The sequence below is a fragment of the Streptomyces sp. NBC_00341 genome, from assembly GCF_041435055.1.
In the GTDB taxonomy this organism is placed as follows: Bacteria; Actinomycetota; Actinomycetes; order Streptomycetales; family Streptomycetaceae; genus Streptomyces.
In genome coordinates this window covers 4,367,399-4,381,316 of sequence record NZ_CP108002.1, presented here as the reverse complement: position 1 = coordinate 4,381,316, position 13,918 = coordinate 4,367,399, and the positions used below count along the sequence as shown (strand labels likewise).

Here is a 13,918-nt window from a genome sequence, read left to right as displayed (position 1 = left end):
GCAGTGCGGTGCAGCGCAGTGCAGTGCGGGTGCGCCGAGTGGCGCGCTCACCGGTCGAAGTCGAGCTCCACCTCCCCGGTCACCGGATGGGACTGGCAGGCCAGTACATAGCCGGCCCCCGTCTCTTCCGGTTCGAGCGCGAAGTTGCGGTCCATCCGGACCTCGCCCGAGACCAGGAAGGCCCTGCACGTACCGCACACGCCTCCCTTGCAGGCGTACGGTGCGTCCGAGCGGCTGCGGAGCACCGTCTCCAGCAGTGATTCGCCCTCCTGCACGGGCCACTTGCCCGAGCGGCCGTCCAGGGTCGCGGTGAGCACGCTGTCCGCCGGGGCCTCGATCCGGGGGCGGACCGTGGCGCCGGGCCCGTCGTCGACGTGGAAGATCTCCTGGTGGATGCGGGCCCGCTCGACGCCCAGGCCGTGCAGCGCGCCCTCGGCGGCCCGGACCAGGCCGAGCGGGCCGCACAGATACCAGCCGTCCACATCGGTCACCGGGAGCAGCGCGGGCAGCAGGCCGGTGAGCCGGTCGCGGTCCAGCCGGCCCGAGGGGAGACCGGCCTGCTGCTCCTCCCGGGAGAGCGCGGTGACCAGCTGGAACCGGTCCGGATAGCGGTCCTTGAGGTCAGCGACCTCGTCCAGGAACATCGTCGACGCGGCGGTCCGGTCGCTGCGGATCAGGCAGAACGAGGCGTCGGGTTCCCGCGCCAGCAGCGTCGCCGCGATGGACAGCACCGGGGTGATCCCGCTGCCGCCCACGACCGCCGCGAACTGACCGGGGCGCGGGGTGAGCACGAAGCGGCCCATCGGGGGCATCGCCTCGACCTGGTCACCGACCGCGAGCTCCTTCAGCGCGTAGGTGGAGAACGCGCCGCCGTCAACGAGCCGGATGCCCACCCGCAGGCGCGGATCGTCCGGCCGCTCGGCGGCCGGTGCGCAGATCGAGTACGAGCGGCGGACCTCCTCACCGTCGACGGTGTAGCGGACATTGAGGTGCTGGCCAGGGCTGTGGCGGAAGGTCTCGCGCAGATCCGGCGGCACGGCGAAGTCGACAGCGACCGAATCGTCCGTGAGCCGTTCGATCGCGCTGACCCGGAGCGGATGGAACATCTACAACTCCTTGAAGTGGTCGAACGGTTCGCGGCATGTCACACACCTGCGCAGCGCCTTGCAGGCGGTGGACGAGAACCGGCTCAGCAGCTCCGTATCGATGGAGCCGCAGTGCGGGCAGCGCACCGACAGGGCGAGCGGCACGGGTCCGGCGGCGGGCGAGGCCGTGTCGTGCGGCCGAGGAGGCGCTATGCCGAACTCGGTGAGCTTGCGGCGCCCCTCCGCGCTGATGTCGTCCGTGGACCAGGCCGGGGTGAGGACGGTGACCACGGAGACCTCGGTCATGCCGTGGTCGAGCAGCACCCGCTCGATGTCCGTGGACATCGTCTCTATCGCGGGGCAGCCGGTGTAGGTGGGAGTGAGCCGGACCGTGACACGGCCCGGTGCCAGCACCTCCACACCCCGGAGCACGCCCAGCTCCTCCAGGGTCAGCACCGGCAGCTCCGGGTCCGGGACGGAGCCGGCGAGGCCGCGCAGCTCGTCCTCCAGCGCCGTGCGGGTCACCATGACGCCCCCGGGTGGCTGCGGTGCAGATGCTGCATCTCGGCGATCATCCGGCCGAAGGGCTCGGTGTGGATGCCCTGGCGGCCCGCTCCGGCCGTCCAGGCGCCGGACTGCGGTCCGGTCGGCACGGTCAGCGTGGCCCGCTCCAGCACGGTGGTGACGGACGCCAGCCAGTCGCTCCGCAGGGCGTTCCAGTCCACCTCGACGCCTTCGACGGGCTGGGACAGCTCACCGGTGAAGCGCCACAGCGCGTCCACCGCGCGCTGCATCCGGTCGTGGCTCTCCGGTGTGCCGTCCCCGAGGCGCAGGGTCCACTGCTCGGCGTGGTCCCGGTGGTAGGCGACCTCCTTGACGGCCTTCGCCGCGATGCCCGCGAACTCGCCGTCACCGGCCGCCAGTCGCTCGTACAGCCCGTGCTGGTGGACGGAGAAGAAGAGCTGGCGGGCGATGGTGTGGGCGAAGTCGCCGTTCGGCTGCTCGACCAGCTGGACGTTGCGGAAGGCGCGCTCCTCGCGCAGATACGCCAGCTCGTCCTCGTCCCCGACGAGGGAGAGCAGCAGGCGGGCCTGGCCCAGCAGGTCCAGTGCGATGTTGGCGAGGGCCACCTCCTCCTCCAGCACGGGGGCGTGGCCCGCCCACTCCCCCAGCCGGTGCGACAGCACCAGCGCGTCGTCGCCCAGGGCGAGAGCCGCGGTCACAGGTGCTTCACCCCTTCCGGGATCTTGTAGAACGTGGGGTGCCGGTACGGCTTGTCACCGGCCGGCTCGAAGAACGTGTCCTTCTCGTCCGGCGAGGACGCCGTGATCTGGGTGGACGGCACCACCCAGACGGAGATCCCTTCGGACCGGCGTGTGTACAGATCGCGTGCGTTGCGCAGCGCCATCTCGGCGTCCGGCGCGTGCAGGCTGCCGGCGTGGGTGTGGGAGAGGCCACGCCGCGAGCGCACGAACACCTCCCACAGCGGCCATTCGGTCGAGCTGCTCATGCTGTCGCCTCCCCGTTCGGTACGACCGTCGTCCGCGTCGTCCGCGTCGTCCGCGTCGTCTGCGCTTGTTGCGTCTGTTGCGTTTGTTGCTTCTGTGCGTAGGCGGCGGCTGCCTCGCGGACCCAGGCGCCTTCCTCGTGTGCCCCGCGGCGCTGGGTGAGGCGCTCCTCGTTGCACGGGCCGTTGCCCTTCAGGACCTCCTGGAACTCCGTCCAGTCGATCGCCCCGAAGTCGTGCTGACCGCGCTCCTCGTTCCACCGGAGGTCCGGGTCGGGGAGGGTGAGGCCCAGCACCTCCGCCTGCGGGACGCAGATGTCGACGAAGCGCTGCCGCAGCTCGTCGTTGGAATGGCGCTTGATCTTCCAGGCCATCGACTGGGCGGAGTGCGACGAGGCATCGTCCGGCGGACCGAACATCATCAGGGACGGCCACCACCAACGGTTCACCGCGTCCTGGGCCATCTCGTGCTGGGCGGCCGTGCCGCCGCTGAGGGCCAGCAGCAGCTCGTACCCCTGGCGCTGGTGGAAGGACTCCTCCTTGCAGATGCGGACCATCGCGCGGGCGTAGGGGCCGTAGGAGCAGCGGCACAGGGGCACCTGGTTGGTGATCGCCGCCCCGTCCACGAGCCAGCCGATGGCGCCCACGTCCGCCCAGGTCAGGGTGGGGTAGTTGAAGATCGACGAATAGCGCTGGCGACCCGCGTGGAGCTTGTCGAGCAGCTCCTCGCGGCCGGTACCGAGGGTCTCGGCCGCGCTGTAGAGGTAGAGGCCGTGCCCCGCCTCGTCCTGCACCTTGGCGATCAGGATCGCCTTGCGGCGCAGCGAGGGTGCGCGGGTGATCCAGTTGGCCTCCGGCTGCATGCCGATGATCTCGGAGTGGGCGTGCTGGGCCATTTGCCTGACCAGCGAGGCGCGGTAGGCATCGGGCATCCAGTCACGTGGCTCGATGCGCTCGTCGGCCGCCACCGCGGCGTCGAAGGCCGCCGTCAGGGCCTCGTCCGCCCCATCGGTGCTGCCCGCTGTCGCCTGCGCTGCCTGGCCCGCAGTCAATGCCGCCATCCCGGACTCCCTACCGACCGATCGTTCGGTTCAATGACTTCAATGGTGAGTCTGCGGCCCGTAGGGTGTCAACCCTGTGGATAACTGACCGGGATCGACGGGGATCGGGGCGGGATGGATTCGTACGACGACAGGGGCGTCGGCGGCAGGGACGGACGGGTTGCCGGTCCCGATCCGGGGGCGGTTCCAACGGTTCCCGACCCCGGTGCGGAGGCCGATCCCCGTGCCGATCCGGAGCCGAGTCGGATACCGAGTCAGAGTCCGGGTACGGGTACGGGTACGGGGGGTGCGGACCCTCGCGGAGACGCCGGTTCCGAGTCCCGTTCCGGAATGGCCGGGCTGTCGTTTCCGTACCAGGTCGCCGCCGCTGTGGCGCTCGCGGTGATCGGGCTGGTCACCTGTACTCAGCTGGCGATGGTGTTTCTGCACGTCGCCCCCTCCAACACGCTGACCAAGCAGCACGGCAAGGGGGTGGACGAATGGGTCTATCCGGAGTTCGAGCAGAACTGGAAGCTCTTCGCCCCCAATCCGCTGCAGCAGAACGTCGCCGTGCACGTGCGTGCTGAGATAGCCGGTCCCGACGGCCGTCGTACCACCCCCTGGATGAACCTCTCGGGCGAGGACGGCAAGGCGATACGCGGTAATCCGCTGCCCAGCCACGTCCAGCAGAACGAACTCCGCCGGGGCTGGGACTTCTACCTCGGCTCCCACGACAGCCAGAACCGCGCCAACGGGCTGCGCGGCAGCCTCTCCGAGCAGTACATCCGCCGGATAGTCATGCTGCGCCTCGGTGAACACGACTACGGCGGCACCGTCGAACGGATCCAGGTCCGCTCCGAGGTACGTTCCGTCGCGGCGCCTCCGTGGAGCGACGAGAAGATCAGTACGAAACCGTCCTACCGGGTGCTGCCGTGGTGGAACGTCACCGCAGCCGACCTCCCCGAGGGCTCGGCGGACCCGAAGGAGACGGACCAGTGAGCACGCCCGGACCAGTGAGCACGCCTGGACCCAGGAGCACGCTCGGACCAGTGGGCACGCCCAGCCGCGCGCGCGGGCTCGCCCGCGGTATCCAGCGCATCACCGCCTCGTCCCTCGGCCCGTACCAGAGCGCCGTCATCCGGATCGGCTTCTCCGCCACGTACCTGCTGTTCCTGCTGCGGGAGCTGCCGCACCGGCATGAGATGTACGGCCCCGACGCCCCGTGGCGCTGGGACATGGCGGAACAGCTGATCTCGAACAACCAGGCCTTCACCACCCTCATGTGGACGGACAGCACCGTCTGGTTCGAGATCGTGTACGCGCTGGCGCTGATCGCCGCCGCGCTGCTGCTGGTGGGCTGGCACACCCGCGCCATGTCCGTCCTGTTCATGGCCGGAGTGCTGTCGCTTCAGAACCGCAGCATCTTCATGGGCGACGGCGGCGACAACGTCCTGCACCTGATGGCGATCTACCTGGTGCTGACCCGGTGCGGGCAGGTCTGGTCGCTGGACGCCCGCCGTGCGGCGCGCCGAGCGCGGGCGGCGCTGACCGCGGACGGGGGCTCGGACGCGGGCTCGGACATGGGCTCGGACATGGACGAGGGCGGGCGCTCGCCGCGTGCGGACGTGGCCGGTCCGCTGCTGTGGGTGGCATACGGGGCCGTGCTCGTCTGGGCCACGGGCACGGACAACCTGGGCGGCACCGTGTGGCTGCCGGTGCTGTTCTGGATTCTGTGGACCGGGCACGGCGTCTGGTGGGCCGTGAACCGGTACGCGCCGCACAGCGAGCCGCGCACCCTGCTCGACGTCATCGCCAACCTCGCGCACAACGCGACCCTCGTCGTGATCATGGCCGAGGTCTGCCTGATCTACTCCACCGCCGGCTGGTACAAGATCCAGGGGTCGAGGTGGCAGGACGGCACAGCGCTGTACTTCCCGCTTCAGCTCCACTACTTCACGCCGTGGCCCGCCCTCTCGGACCTCCTCGCATCGAGCGGGGTGATGGTGATGGTGCTGACGTACGCCACGGTCATCGTGCAGGTCGCGTTCCCGTTCACCCTGTTCAACCGACGGGTCAAGAACGTCCTGCTCGTGGTGATGATCGGGGAGCACGCCGGTATCGCCCTGCTACTGGGGCTGCCCTTCTTCTCGATGGCCATGATCGCCGCGGACGCCGTTTTCCTGCCGACCGTCTTCCTGGTGTGGCTGGGGGGCCGGGCGGCCCTCGGACGGGAGCTGCTGTCCCGGGGGCGGGAGCGGGGGCGTGGCAAGGTCCCGCGGCCCCGGGATGGAGCCGAGGACCGGGACGCACCGGAGCACAGCGGCAGCGGGGGCCATACGCTCGTCGGGTGAGCAGCGAGACCGGTAACACCGGCAGTACCAGGGGTACCAGCGGAACCAGCCGTACCAGTAGGAATCCGTCGACCGATGAGTCCGTGGCGGCGGAGTCGTCTGTGGTGGACGAGCCGTCGGCGGTGGATGAGCCGTCCATGGTGGACGAGCCGTCCGTGGTGGACGAGTCGTCTGTGGTGGACGAACCGTCCGTGGTGGACGAGCCGGCTCAGTACGACGACGGGTTCGGGACGGAGATCGGTGTCGGGCCGCACCCGCTGCCCTGGCCCGTGGGCGAGCGTTACGACCCCGAGCTGCTCGCCCACGGCGACCGGCGCAATGTGGGGGACGCGTACCGGTACTGGACCCGTGAGGCGATCGTCGCCGATCTGGATCTGCGGCGGCACGATTTCCATGTGGCGGTGGAGAACTGGGGCCACGACTTCAACATCGGCTCGGTCGTGCGCACCGCGAACGCCTTCCTCGCCAAGGAGATCCACATCGTGGGGCGGCGGCGCTGGAACCGGCGCGGGGCGATGGTCACCGACCGCTATCAGCATGTCCGCCACCACCCCGACACCGCGGATCTGACCGCCTGGGCCGCGGCCGAGGGGTTGCCGATCATCGGTATCGACAATCTGCCGGGTGCCGTGCCGCTGGAGCGGACCGAGCTGCCGCGGCGGTGCGTGCTGCTGTTCGGGCAGGAGGGGCCGGGGCTGACCGAGGAGGCGCGGGAGCACGCCTCGATGGTGTGCTCGATCGCGCAGTTCGGGTCGACGCGGTCGATCAATGCGGGGGCGGCTGCGGCGATTGCGATGCATGCGTGGGTGCAGCGGCATGCGGATATTCCTGTGGCGGGGGTGTAGGGCGGGGCTGGGTGTCGGCTGGGTGCGGGCTTGGGCGCCGGGGCGGGTGCGGGTGGGGCCTGCGGCCGGCCTTCCCCTACCCGCCCCTTCCCGTAACCGGGGGCTCTGCCCCCGGACCCCCGGTCCTCAAACGCCGGACGGGCTGGATTTGCGGGGGGTGGTCAGCGTTGGACCCCGGACCGCCGACTCTCAAACGCCGGACGGGCTGAATGTGGGTCAGCGTTGGCGGCGGACTTCCAGGGTGCGGAAGCGGTTGGAGACGAAAGCTCCGTCGCACAGGGCCGCGTTGGCCGCAGGGTTGCCGCCCGAGCCGTGGAAGTCGGAGAACGCCGCGGTCTGGTTCACGTACACCCCGCTCGTCAGGTTCAGCGAGAGCTGGGCCGACTCGTCCAGGCAGACGTCCACCAGTGCGCTCTCGACCTCCGCTGACGTGGTGTACGCGCCCACCGTCATCGCGCCCTTGTCGCGGACCGTCCGGCGCAGGAGCTCCACGGCGTCGGCCGTCGAGTCGACCGCGACGGCGAACGAGACCGGGCCGAAGCACTCCGACAGGTAGGGGGAGTCCTCGTCCGGCTTGGCGCCGTCCAGCTTGACGATAAGGGGCGTACGGACCACCGCCTCCGGGAAGTCGGGGTTGGCCAGCTCCCTTGACGGCAGGGCGACTTCGCCCAGCTGGGCGGCGGCCTCCAGGCGGGCCCGCACCTCCGGGTTGACCAGGGCACCGAGGAGGGCATTGGCCCGAGCGTCGTCACCGAGGAGACCGGTGACCGCCGCGGCGATGTCTACGACCACGTCGTCGTACGTCTTGTCACCGATGTCCGTCGTGATGCCGTTGCGGGGAATCAGCAGGTTCTGCGGGGTGGTGCACATCTGGCCGCTGTAGAGGGAGAGCGAGAACGCCAGGTTGGAGAGCATGCCCCGGTAGTCGTCCGTGGAGTCGAGGACGATCGTGTTGACCCCGGCCTTCTCTGTGTAGACCTGCGCCTGAAGGGCGTTGGCCTCCAGCCAGTCACCGAACGCTGTGGACCCGGTGTAGTCGATGATCCGGATCTCCGGGCGGAGCGCCAGGGACTTGGCGATGCCCTCGCCGGGCCGCTCGGCGGCCAGGGCGACCAGGTTGGGATCGAAGCCCGCCTCGGTGAGCACCTCGCGCGCCAGCTGAACCGTGAGGGCCAGCGGAAGCACCGCACGGGGATGCGGCTTGACCAGGACGGGATTGCCGGTGGCGAGAGAGGCGAAGAGGCCCGGGTAGCCGTTCCACGTGGGGAAGGTGTTGCAGCCGATCAGCAGTGAGACACCACGGCCCGCCGCGGTGAACGTCTTGTGCAGCTCGATCGGATCGCGCTTGCCCTGCGGTTTGGACCAGTCCGCGGTACGCGGGGCGCGGGTCTGCTCCTCGTACGCGTACGCCACCGCCTCCAGGCCGCGGTCCTGGGCGTGCGGGCCACCGGCCTGGAACGCCATCATGAAGGCCTGACCGCTGGTGTGCATCACCGCGTGGCCGAACTCATGGGTGCGGGCGCTGATCCGGGCCAGGATCTCCAGACAGACCAGGGCCCTGGTCTCGGGGCCAGCCTCGCGCCAGGCCGGCATTCCCGCACGCATCGCCGGGATCAGGACATCCGGATCGGCGTGCGGATACTCGACTCCCAGCTCCGGCCCGTACGGGGAGGTCTCCCCGCCCGTCCACCCGTCGGTGCCCGGCTGGCCGAGGTCGATACGGGTGTTCAGCACGGCGTCGAAGGCGGACTTGCCCTCGGCGGCTCCCAGGCTGCCGGGGGCGCCGCCCTCGCCGTACGCCTTGGGGTGCTCGGGGTGCGGGGACCAGTACGCACGCGAGCGGATCGCGTCGAGGGTCCGGTCGAGCGTGGGGCGGTGCTTCTCGGTCAGCAGGTGCGGGGAGAGCTCGGCGGCCATGACGGACCAACTCCTCATCGAGCTGGGCAGGGACGGGCGGACAGAGTTAGAGTAACCGAACGATCGGTCGGGACAAGGGGCCCCACGAAACCTGTGGATAACTCGTAGGGGAGGATCGCTGGCATGACCACGGCCAAGCGGGACACGTACACCCCGGAGACTCTGCTCACCGTCGCCGTCCGTGTCTTCAACGAGCGCGGCTACGACGGCACGTCCATGGAGCACCTCTCGAAGGCGGCGGGGATCTCCAAGTCGTCCATCTACCACCACGTGTCCGGCAAGGAAGAGCTGCTGCGGCGAGCGGTCAGCCGGGCGCTGGACGGGCTCTTCGGAATCCTCGACGAACCGGGTGCGACGCGTGGTCGCGCGATCGCGCGCGTCGAGTACGTCACCCGCCGCACGGTCGAGGTGCTGATAGCCGAACTGCCCTACGTCACGCTGCTGCTGCGGGTGCGGGGAAACACGAAGACGGAGCGCTGGGCGCTGGAGCGGCGGCGCGAGTTCGACCAACGGGTGGGCGATCTGCTGAAGGCCGCGGTCGCGGACGGCGATCTCCGCTCCGACGTGGACATACGCCTTGCGACCCGGCTGCTCTTCGGCATGGTCAACTCGCTGGTGGAGTGGTACCGGCCGTTGCCGGACGGTGGCGCGGACCGGGACCAGCTGGCGGACACCGTCGTGCGGCTCGCCTTCGACGGGATGAAGTCCTAGCGAGGCCGGAGCCGGGCCGGAGCCTCCCGGGCCGGAGTTGCCGCGTCTCAGGTGAGCTCCGTGGGGCGGTCCGGTCCCGGGGCCAGGTCCGTCTCCTCGAACACCAGCAGGGTGCGGGTGGAGAGCACCTCCGGGATGGACTGGATCCTGGTCAGCACCAGATCGCGCAGTGACTGGTTGTCCTGCGTGTGCACCAGCAGCAGGACATCGAAATCTCCGCTGACCAGCGCGATGTGGGTGGCTCCCGGCAGCGCCTGCAACTGCTCGCGGACGGTGCGCCAGGAGTTCTGGACGATCTTGAGCGTGATGTAGGCGGAGGCCCCCTGCCCCGCCCGCTCGTGGTTGACCCGCGCGCTGAAGCCGCGGATCACCCCGTCGTCGATGAGCCGGTTGATCCGGGCGTAGGCGTTGGCGCGCGACACGTGAACGCGATCGGCCACCGACCGTATCGAGGCCCGTCCGTCCGTCTGGAGCAACCGGACGATGGCGCGGTCGGTGGAGTCGAGCGGCCGTGCCGGAGGGGTCCGGCCGGGGTCCTCGCCCCCATCGGCCATTTGTTCAGCTGCCATGTTCTCGCGCCTCCCTGTCCTGGACGAGCTGTCTCCATCCCAGGCTGTGGAGAACCGTTTGTCCACAGGCTGATGGTGCCTGTAGCCAAAATGCGCTCGCGACCGAACAATCGGTAGGTGAGACGCACCACAGCCGCGCCTCACGCAGTCGTTGATATTTCGACATATTTCGACACCCCTCGATGCCAGGAGGTGCTTGTCATGACGGTCCAAGAGCTGCCCGGCGCGGCCGCCTACCGGCCCACGCCGCCCCCGGCGTGGAAGCCGCTCACCGACCCGGCGCCGCTGCTCCCGGACCCCGAGCCGTACCGCGTGCTCGGTACGGACGCCGCGGCCGACGCAGACCCCGAGCTGCTGCTGCGGCTCTACGCCGAGCTGGTGCGCGGCCGGCGGTTCAACGCCCAGGCGACCGCCCTCACCAAGCAGGGGCGGCTCGCGGTCTACCCGTCGAGCACCGGCCAGGAGGCCTGCGAGATCGCGGCCGCCCTGGTGCTGGAGGAGCGGGACTGGCTCTTCCCCAGCTACCGCGACACGCTCGCGGCCGTGGCGCGCGGACTGGACCCGGTCGAGGCGCTGACGCTGCTGCGCGGTGACCGGCACACCGGCTACGACCCGCGCGAGCACCGCATCGCCCCGCTCTGCACCCCGCTCGCCACCCAGCTGCCGCACGCGGTGGGGCTGGCGCACGCGGCGCGGCTCAAGGGCGACGACGTGGTCGCGCTCGCCATGGTGGGCGACGGGGGCACCAGCGAGGGCGATTTCCACGAGGCGCTGAATTTCGCCGCCGTGTGGAAGGCCCCGGTCGTCTTCCTCGTGCAGAACAACGGCTTCGCCATCTCCGTACCCCTGGCCAAGCAGACCGCGGCACCCTCCCTGGCGCACAAGGCCGTGGGCTACGGGATGCCGGGCCGGCTGGTCGACGGGAACGACGCGGCGGCCGTCCACCAGGTGCTCTCCGAGGCAGTGGAACGGGCCAGGAGCGGCGGCGGCCCGACGCTCGTCGAGGCCATCACCTACCGCATGGACGCGCATACGAACGCCGATGACGCGACCCGCTACCGCGGCGACAGCGAGGTCGAGGCCTGGCGGGCGCACGATCCGGTCCGGCTCATGGAGCGTGAGCTGACCGCTCGCGGTCTGCTCGGGGACGACGGCATCGAGGAGGCGCGGGCGGCCGCGGAGCGGATGGCGGCCGCCCTGCGCGAGCGGATGAACGCGGATCCGGTGCTCGACCCGATGGACCTCTTCGCCCAGGTGTACGCGGAGCAGACCACGCAGCTGCGTGAGCAGGCGACCCGCCTGCGCGTCGAGCTGGACGCGGAGAACGAGCAGCACGGCACGGACGACGGGGGAGCAGGGCGATGACCACCGCAGCGGCCACGGCTACCGAGCGGACAGCGAAGGCCAAACCCGCCACCATGGCGCAGGCCCTCGGGCGCGCACTGCGCGACTCGATGGCGGAGGACCCCTCCGTGCACGTCCTCGGGGAGGACGTCGGGACGCTCGGCGGCGTCTTCCGGATCACCGACGGCCTGGCGAAGGAGTTCGGCGAGGACCGTTGCACGGACACCCCGCTGGCCGAGGCCGGCATCCTCGGGGCGGCTGTCGGCATGGCGATGTACGGGCTGCGGCCCGTCGTCGAGATGCAGTTCGACGCCTTCGCCTATCCGGCGTTCGAGCAGCTCATCAGCCATGTCGCCAAGATGCGGAACCGGACCGGGGGCGCCATGCCGCTGCCGATCACCGTCCGGGTGCCCTACGGCGGCGGCATCGGTGGTGTCGAGCACCACAGCGACTCCTCCGAGGCGTACTACATGGCGACTCCCGGTCTCCATGTCGTCACACCCGCCACGGTCGATGACGCCTACGGGCTGCTGAGGGCCTCGATCGCCTCCGACGACCCGGTGGTCTTCCTGGAGCCCAAGCGGCTCTACTGGTCGAAGGCGGACTGGTCGCCGCAGGCGCCCGCCGCCGTGGAGCCCATCGGGCGGGCCGTCGTGCGCCGGAGCGGACGCAGCGCGACCCTGATCACGTACGGGCCGTCGCTGCCCGTCTGCATGGAAGCAGCGGAGGCCGCGGTCGCGGAGGGCTGGGACCTCGAAGTCGTCGATCTGCGCTCGCTGGTGCCGTTCGACGACGAGACGGTGGCCGCGTCCGTGCGGCGTACCGGCCGTGCGGTCGTCGTCCACGAGTCCACCGGTTTCGGCGGTCCGGGCGGCGAGATCGCGGCCCGGATCACCGAGCGCTGCTTCCACCACCTGGAGGCGCCGGTGCTGCGCGTCGCGGGTTTCGACATCCCGTATCCGCCGCCCATGCAGGAACGGCACCACCTGCCGGGCGTGGACCGGGTGCTCGACGCCGTCGCACGACTGCAGTGGGAGGCGGAGCACTGATGCCGCAGGTACTCGAATTCAAGCTTCCGGATCTCGGCGAGGGGCTGACCGAGGCCGAGATCGTGCGCTGGCTGGTGGAGGTCGGCGATGTCGTCGCCATCGATCAGCCGGTCGTCGAGGTCGAGACGGCCAAGGCGATGGTGGAGGTGCCGTGCCCGTACGGGGGCGTGGTCACCGCACGGTTCGGTGAGGAGGGTAAGGAACTTCCGGTCGGGGCACCGTTGCTGACGGTCGCGGTCGGGTCCGTCGAGCCAGAGCCGTCCGGGAGTACGGGGGCCGCGGAGGCGGAGCCGTCCGGGTCCGGCAATGTGCTGGTGGGGTACGGGACCGGCGCACCGCCGGTGCGCCGGAGGCGGGTCCGTCCGGAGGGGCTCTCGGCACCTGCCGTTGCCCCTGTTGCTCCTGTCGCGTCTATTGCGTCTGTTGCTCCCGCTGTTGCTGTTGTTCCTGCTGCTTCTCCCGCTTCTGCTGCTTCGGACGGGGTACGGGGGCCGGTCGCCGTCGTCTCCCCGCTGGTGCGCAAGCTGGCGCGGCAGCACGACCTCGATCTGCGGCAGCTCGACGGCTCCGGGCCCGACGGGCTGATCCTGCGGGCCGATGTGGAGTCCGCCATCCGGTCCGGAGCGGAGACCCCGCAGGAGGCCCCGCAGGAGGCCGCGGCGACGGACCGGGCGGCGGCGCACCCCGTCGGTGAGCGGGTCCCGCTGCGAGGCGTACGGGGCGCGGTCGCCGACAAGCTGGCGCGCAGCAGGCGCGAGATCCCCGACGCCACCTGCTGGGTGGACGCCGACGCCACCGAGCTGATGGCGGCCAGAGCGGCGATGAACGGCGCCGGTGGTCCCGGCGCCGGGCCGAAGGTGTCGGTCCTCGCGCTGCTCGCCCGCATCTGCACCGCCGCCCTGGCCCGGTACCCCGAACTCAACTCCACGGTGGACCAGGAAGCGCGGGAGATCGTGCGGCTGCCCGGTGTGCACCTCGGGTTCGCGGCCCAGACCGAGCGGGGGCTCGTCGTGCCGGTCGTCCGGGACGCGCACGCGCGCAGCACCGAATCGATCGGGGCCGAGATCACCAGGCTCACCGAGGCCGCCAGGACGGGAACGCTGAGGCCGGCGGAGCTGACCGGAGGCACGTTCACGCTCAACAACTACGGGGTGTTCGGGGTGGACGGATCCACGCCGATCATCAACCACCCGGAGGCGGCGATGCTCGGCGTCGGCCGCATCGTGCCCAAGCCGTGGGTGCACGAGGGCGAGCTGGCCGTGCGGCGGGTCGTCCAGCTCTCGCTGACCTTCGACCACCGCGTCTGCGACGGCGGTACGGCGGGAGGCTTCCTGCGCTATGTGGCCGACTGCGTGGAACAGCCGGCGGTGCTCCTGCGGACGTTGTAGGTCCCCGGGCCCGGACGGTCCCCCCGGCCCGGACGGTTCCCCTGGCCCGGAGGGGTTCCCGGCCCGGACGGTCCTCCTGGCCCGGGGGGTTCCCGGCCCGGACCCCACGCGT

14 protein-coding genes are annotated in these 13,918 nt (G+C 70.7%); 7 read left to right on the top strand and 7 right to left on the bottom strand.

All coding sequences use genetic code 11. The features are described from left to right. Nucleotides 1–47 precede the first annotated feature (47 nt). From OG892_RS19700 to paaA, 5 genes are read right to left on the bottom strand one after another with little or no spacing between them, the layout of a single operon-like run. Nucleotides 48–1,106, bottom strand: a complete 1,059-nt coding sequence (locus OG892_RS19700) for a 2Fe-2S iron-sulfur cluster-binding protein (protein ID WP_371629855.1) — start codon at nucleotides 1,104–1,106, stop codon at nucleotides 48–50. Then, nucleotides 1,107–1,613, bottom strand: a complete 507-nt coding sequence (gene paaD / locus OG892_RS19695) for a 1,2-phenylacetyl-CoA epoxidase subunit PaaD (protein ID WP_371629854.1) — start codon at nucleotides 1,611–1,613, stop codon at nucleotides 1,107–1,109. It lies immediately after the preceding gene. Beyond that, nucleotides 1,607–2,308 carry a 1,2-phenylacetyl-CoA epoxidase subunit PaaC gene (gene paaC, locus OG892_RS19690; RefSeq protein WP_073733288.1) on the bottom strand — a complete coding sequence of 234 codons (702 nt, stop codon included), beginning with the start codon at nucleotides 2,306–2,308 and terminating at the stop codon, nucleotides 1,607–1,609. The genes paaD and paaC overlap by 7 nt, the downstream gene beginning before the upstream one ends. Beyond that, nucleotides 2,305–2,595: a 1,2-phenylacetyl-CoA epoxidase subunit PaaB gene (paaB, locus tag OG892_RS19685; RefSeq protein ID WP_073733289.1), complete on the bottom strand. Its 291-nt coding sequence runs from the start codon at nucleotides 2,593–2,595 to the stop codon at nucleotides 2,305–2,307. Before paaB ends, paaC begins: the two co-directional genes overlap by 4 nt. Beyond that, the gene (gene paaA / locus OG892_RS19680) at nucleotides 2,592–3,653 is read right to left on the bottom strand and encodes a 1,2-phenylacetyl-CoA epoxidase subunit PaaA (protein ID WP_371629853.1); all 1,062 of its coding nucleotides are present in this window, start codon (nucleotides 3,651–3,653) and stop codon (nucleotides 2,592–2,594) included. Before paaA ends, paaB begins: the two co-directional genes overlap by 4 nt. Before the next feature lie 114 nt (nucleotides 3,654–3,767). Between paaA and OG892_RS19675 the strand changes: the two genes are divergently transcribed. The 3 genes from OG892_RS19675 (at nucleotide 3,768) to OG892_RS19665 (ending at nucleotide 6,828) form a co-directional block, all read left to right on the top strand. Further along, nucleotides 3,768–4,631, top strand: coding sequence for a DUF5819 family protein (locus OG892_RS19675; protein ID WP_371629852.1), 864 nt, complete (start codon nucleotides 3,768–3,770; stop codon nucleotides 4,629–4,631). Nucleotides 4,632–4,681: 50 nt separating this feature from the next. Then, on the top strand, nucleotides 4,682–5,983 hold the full coding sequence (locus OG892_RS19670; RefSeq protein WP_371629851.1) for an HTTM domain-containing protein: 1,302 nt from the start codon (nucleotides 4,682–4,684) through the stop codon (nucleotides 5,981–5,983). 137 nt (nucleotides 5,984–6,120) lie between these two features. Next, nucleotides 6,121–6,828, top strand: a complete 708-nt coding sequence (locus OG892_RS19665; RefSeq protein ID WP_371631656.1) for a TrmH family RNA methyltransferase — start codon at nucleotides 6,121–6,123, stop codon at nucleotides 6,826–6,828. A 216-nt stretch (nucleotides 6,829–7,044) separates the two neighbouring features. Here OG892_RS19665 and paaN read toward each other — a convergent pair whose 3' ends face one another. After that, nucleotides 7,045–8,745: a phenylacetic acid degradation protein PaaN gene (gene paaN / locus OG892_RS19660; RefSeq protein WP_073733294.1), complete on the bottom strand. Its 1,701-nt coding sequence runs from the start codon at nucleotides 8,743–8,745 to the stop codon at nucleotides 7,045–7,047. A gap of 123 nt (nucleotides 8,746–8,868) precedes the next feature. On the opposite strand from paaN, the gene OG892_RS19655 reads away from it, so the two are divergent. Beyond that, a complete protein-coding gene (locus tag OG892_RS19655; RefSeq protein WP_073733295.1) occupies nucleotides 8,869–9,456 on the top strand; it encodes a TetR/AcrR family transcriptional regulator in 588 nt (195 codons plus the stop codon). Between the two features lie 47 nt (nucleotides 9,457–9,503). Here the strand turns inward: OG892_RS19655 and OG892_RS19650 are convergent, their stop codons facing one another. Continuing rightward, nucleotides 9,504–10,010 carry an Lrp/AsnC family transcriptional regulator gene (locus OG892_RS19650; protein WP_073733296.1) on the bottom strand — a complete coding sequence of 169 codons (507 nt, stop codon included), beginning with the start codon at nucleotides 10,008–10,010 and terminating at the stop codon, nucleotides 9,504–9,506. A 216-nt stretch (nucleotides 10,011–10,226) separates the two neighbouring features. On the opposite strand from OG892_RS19650, the gene pdhA reads away from it, so the two are divergent. From pdhA to OG892_RS19635, 3 genes are read left to right on the top strand one after another with little or no spacing between them, the layout of a single operon-like run. After that, a complete protein-coding gene (gene pdhA / locus OG892_RS19645) occupies nucleotides 10,227–11,390 on the top strand; it encodes a pyruvate dehydrogenase (acetyl-transferring) E1 component subunit alpha (RefSeq protein ID WP_073733297.1) in 1,164 nt (387 codons plus the stop codon). Beyond that, on the top strand, nucleotides 11,387–12,418 hold the full coding sequence (locus tag OG892_RS19640) for an alpha-ketoacid dehydrogenase subunit beta (protein ID WP_024494275.1): 1,032 nt from the start codon (nucleotides 11,387–11,389) through the stop codon (nucleotides 12,416–12,418). The genes pdhA and OG892_RS19640 overlap by 4 nt, the downstream gene beginning before the upstream one ends. Continuing rightward, nucleotides 12,418–13,806 carry a dihydrolipoamide acetyltransferase family protein gene (locus tag OG892_RS19635; protein WP_371629850.1) on the top strand — a complete coding sequence of 463 codons (1,389 nt, stop codon included), beginning with the start codon at nucleotides 12,418–12,420 and terminating at the stop codon, nucleotides 13,804–13,806. The genes OG892_RS19640 and OG892_RS19635 overlap by 1 nt, the downstream gene beginning before the upstream one ends. Nucleotides 13,807–13,918: the final 112 nt, after the last annotated feature.

Coding starts and splice junctions, on each gene's coding strand:
- OG892_RS19700 (WP_371629855.1), bottom strand. CDS start 1,106: ATGTTCCATCCGCTCCGGGTCAGCGCGATCGAACGGCTCACGGACGAT.
- paaD (WP_371629854.1), bottom strand. CDS start 1,613: ATGGTGACCCGCACGGCGCTGGAGGACGAGCTGCGCGGCCTCGCCGGC.
- paaB (WP_073733289.1), bottom strand. CDS start 2,595: ATGAGCAGCTCGACCGAATGGCCGCTGTGGGAGGTGTTCGTGCGCTCG.
- paaA (WP_371629853.1), bottom strand. CDS start 3,653: ATGGCGGCATTGACTGCGGGCCAGGCAGCGCAGGCGACAGCGGGCAGC.
- OG892_RS19675 (WP_371629852.1), top strand. CDS start 3,768: ATGGATTCGTACGACGACAGGGGCGTCGGCGGCAGGGACGGACGGGTT.
- OG892_RS19665 (WP_371631656.1), top strand. CDS start 6,121: ATGGTGGACGAGCCGTCCGTGGTGGACGAGTCGTCTGTGGTGGACGAA.
- paaN (WP_073733294.1), bottom strand. CDS start 8,745: ATGGCCGCCGAGCTCTCCCCGCACCTGCTGACCGAGAAGCACCGCCCC.
- OG892_RS19655 (WP_073733295.1), top strand. CDS start 8,869: ATGACCACGGCCAAGCGGGACACGTACACCCCGGAGACTCTGCTCACC.
- OG892_RS19650 (WP_073733296.1), bottom strand. CDS start 10,010: ATGGCCGATGGGGGCGAGGACCCCGGCCGGACCCCTCCGGCACGGCCG.
- pdhA (WP_073733297.1), top strand. CDS start 10,227: ATGACGGTCCAAGAGCTGCCCGGCGCGGCCGCCTACCGGCCCACGCCG.
- OG892_RS19640 (WP_024494275.1), top strand. CDS start 11,387: ATGACCACCGCAGCGGCCACGGCTACCGAGCGGACAGCGAAGGCCAAA.
- OG892_RS19635 (WP_371629850.1), top strand. CDS start 12,418: ATGCCGCAGGTACTCGAATTCAAGCTTCCGGATCTCGGCGAGGGGCTG.